2 protein-coding genes and 1 pseudogene are annotated in these 3,540 nt (G+C 72.6%); all 3 read left to right on the forward strand.

Going from position 1 to position 3,540, the window contains the following annotated elements:
• Nucleotides 1–62: 62 nt before the first annotated feature.
• On the forward strand, nt 63–908 hold the full coding sequence (locus tag FNH08_RS47105; RefSeq protein WP_152778011.1) for a hypothetical protein: 846 nt from the start codon (nt 63–65) through the stop codon (nt 906–908).
• Complete coding sequence (locus FNH08_RS47110; RefSeq protein WP_152778013.1) at nt 895–3,255, forward strand: hypothetical protein; 2,361 nt, start codon at nt 895–897, stop codon at nt 3,253–3,255. Before FNH08_RS47105 ends, FNH08_RS47110 begins: the two co-directional genes overlap by 14 nt.
• Nucleotides 3,248–3,540: pseudogene (locus FNH08_RS47115) on the forward strand (hypothetical protein); the annotation flags it as partial. The gene FNH08_RS47110 and the pseudogene FNH08_RS47115, both read left to right, overlap by 8 nt.

Below are 3,540 nucleotides of genomic sequence, written 5' to 3' on the forward strand. Positions count from 1 at the left end.
CACCACTTCACCCCCGCCTCCGCCCACCACCGCTCCCCCTCGGGGGCAAGCAAGGAGAAACCATGGGAAACCTCTGGATCGGCCCACCGGGCTCCATGTACGAGATCGACCAGGCCGCCAAGTCCTTCGACCGCACCGCCGACCTGGGCGTCAGCGAGTTCAAGTCGCTGGGCGGCCGGGTCACCGTCACCCGCAACCTCGCTCCCGTGCGCCGGATCAAGCTGGCGTGGGACCTGCTGCCGCCGGCGCAGGCCCGCGTCCTGGACCGGATCGCGCGGCGGATCGACAGCCCCGGCCCGGTGTTCCTCGTCGACCCGGCCTCCGGCAACGTGCTCGCCCCACGGCAGGCCGCCGGGCGCGGCACGAAGGGGGCCACCGGCATCACCGGGCTCGGCCAGTGGTTCAGGACCGGCCCGTCCGGCACGGTCACCGAGAGCACCACCGTGCCCGGCACCTTCACCTTCACCGCCGCCGACGCGAACAGCGCGGTCGCCTGGAGCTGCGTCGGCACCGAGGGTGCCATCGGCGACTTCCCGGTGTCCCCGGGGCTCCAGATCTCCTTCCGGGCCCCGACCGCGATCGCCGCCCTGGGCACGGTCGGCGTCGGCATCGACTTCAAGAAGGCCGACGGCGCCTACCTCACCACGGCATCCGCCTCCGGCCCGCTCGTCACCGGCACCGTCCCGGCCGGCGCCGCGTACGTCACGCCGACCGCCAAGCCGGGCACGGCGGGCTCGTACTCGCTCGCCGGTGCCTGCCTCACGTACGGCGGTACGGCGGCGGACGGTGTCCCGGGCGACGGGCTGCCGCCGATGTCCGTGACCGGCTACAGCGACGCGCCCGGCCGCCCGCTCCCGTTCCGCAACTTCAGCCTCGACCTCGTGGAGGTGTCCAGTGCAACAGGCTGACGACGCCACCGAGTCCGCGCTCGCGGCCGGTGAGCGCACCACCACCCACACCACCCGACTCGGCGGCGAGGACCTCTCCGAACAGGTGCAGTCCTGGCAGGTGGAACGGTCGTACGCGACCGATCTGCCGGCCGCGATGCGGGCGTTCTCCGGTTCGTCCTCGGCGCAGCTGCAGCTCCAGCTGTCCGGCACGGGCGGGGTGTCGGCGCCCGAGCTGTACGCCCCCTGGGCACCCCGCACCACCGGCGACATCGCACGTCCGGGCCAGTCCGTCGTCCACCGGGGCGGGGTGGGCCGGGCGGCGCTGCCCGCCTTCCGGGGCACCGTACGGTCCCGCTCGGCGCAGGCCGGTACGGACACCGTGCAGGTCACCGCGCTCGACGGGGCCGAACGGCTGCGCGGCCCGGCGCTGCTGCCGAAGCCGTACGCGGGGTTCTGGTGGGGCCGCCCGGTCGCCAGCGCCACCTGGTGCGTGGACGAACTGCTGCGGCAGGCGGGCGTGCACAGTTCCCCGCCGCCCCGCTACCCGGAGTTCGCCGAGGGCCAGCCGCTCACCCTCGTCCACGCCACCCTGCACGGCGGCTTCGCCACACCGTACGGCCAGCCGGAGACCCTGCCGCACCCGTCCTCGTACACCTGGGCCCGGGACGGCGCCCCGCACGAGATGGCCCTGCTGCCGCGCACCACGGGCGTCACAGCGAGCTGGTTCCCGCGCTCCCGGGTCACCGTGCCCGGCAGCCGGCTGTTCGCGGAGGCGTGGGTCAACCCCGCGATCGGCGCCGGTGACACCGTCACCCTCGAACTCGCCCTGGACCGCACCGGGAACGCGCGCGGTTCGATGCGGATGGAGGTGGACTTCACGGAGGGCATGGTACGGCTCCACTCCGACACCGTCGGTGGCTCGAGCCCGTACTTCTACTGGCTCTGGACAGCCCTCCGCACGCTCAAGGGCCCCTGGCACATCGGAGTGCTGTTCGACGCCTCCGGTACTTCGGGGTCCAGCGTCTATCCGACCATGCAGCCCCGGCTGACCGGCCCCGACGGCACGCAGCTCGTGGGCGCACCGGCCACCTTCACCGACAGCGACGGGCTCCAGGCCGCCGCCGAGCTGCGCGAGCTCAAGCTCGTCACCGACATGGCGGTGGAGGGCGTACAGCTCACCAGCGGGCTGTCCACGATGCCGTCGCCGTCGGTGTTCGCGCAGACCGGCACCTGGACCAAGGCCGCCGAACTCGACGACGCGATCCTGCCGTTGTACGCGGTGCCACGGGTGTCGGGGTCGCAGTGGGAGGTCGTCGGGCAGATCGCCAAGGCGAGCATGTCGACGGCCGAGTTCGACGAGCGGGGCATCTTCCGCTGGCGGAACCACACCCGGTTCAGCAGGACGCCCACCCAGGCCGATCTCACCCTCACCTCGGTCCGGGACATCGCCTCGCTCACCCTCACCGAGGAGATCGACGCCTGCCGGAACTACGTCGTCCAGCCCGCGAAGGTGTGGGAGGACTTCGGGACCGTGGCCGGCACGACGTACACCGACACCGAGGTACGGACCATCCCGGCGAACGGCACGCTGACCGTGTCGTACGTCATGGCGGAGGAGGAGTTCGACATCGGGCCGCCGGGAACGGACGACGACTCGGTCGTCACGTCGGGCTCCCAGGTCCGCTTCGCCACCAGCAAGGCCGGTACGACGGCGGTCAAGGGCGCGGTCGACGTGCTGACGCGCCGTGAGGACGGCTACCTGGTGGTGCGGTTCAGCAACCGCACCACCCAGACGCTCTACACGGCGAAGAAGGACGGCACTCCGTCCGTCTACCTGATGACGCTGAAGCCCGAGGCCGACACCGTGGAGCGGCAGGCCACCACGTACGTGCCGAACACCGCGAGCGAGCGGTACTACGGCCGTCAGGAGCACACCGGCGAGACCACCGACTGGATCCAGGACCTGCCCGCCGCGCAGTCCATCGCCGACGCGCTGTACGACGCGGGCGCGTACCCGGTGCCCGTCATCGGCGACGTGGAGGTGCTGTACGACCCGCGCGTCCAGCTCGGCGACGTCGTACGGCTGACCGACACCTCGGGCACGCGGCTCGACACCCTGGCCTGGGTGGTCGGCATCAGCACGTCCGCGGCCGCCGACGGCGGGGTGAAGCAGACGCTCACCCTGCGCGGCACCCAGCCCAACGGGACACCGGCCGACACCGGGCTGACACCGGACGCGGCCGCAGATCCGGCCGCCGTCACCCTGTCCACGTACGCCCAGGTGGCCGCCGCCTTCCCGACCCTGTCCGCGCTCTCCGCCTCGGGGTTCACCTGGGGCGAGATCAAGGAGTCCGCGTATGTCTGAGCCGACCCCCGAACCGGCCCCCGAACCGTCGGCCGAACCGGCGGACGCCGACGAGCCGGTCATCGGCCTGCCCGCCCAGGTGGAGGTGACCGTCCCCGACCCGGTGGTCGAGGAGCCGGAGGAGCCCGAAGAGCCCGAAGAACCGGAAGAGGTCACCGAGCCGTCCGGCTCCGGCGGATCGGGGACGGATGGATCCGATTCCGAACCGCCACCGGTCGAGGAGCCCGACCCCGACGCCGACGCCGACACCGGCCCCGACGCCGACACCGACCCTGACTCCGACCC

The organism is Streptomyces spongiae (assembly GCF_009377185.1).
GTDB classification, from domain to species: Bacteria; Actinomycetota; Actinomycetes; order Streptomycetales; family Streptomycetaceae; genus Streptomyces; species Streptomyces spongiae.

Excerpts from the sequence above, each read along its gene's own strand:
- FNH08_RS47105 (WP_152778011.1), top strand. The coding sequence starts at position 63 with ATGGGAAACCTCTGGATCGGCCCACCGGGCTCCATGTACGAGATCGAC.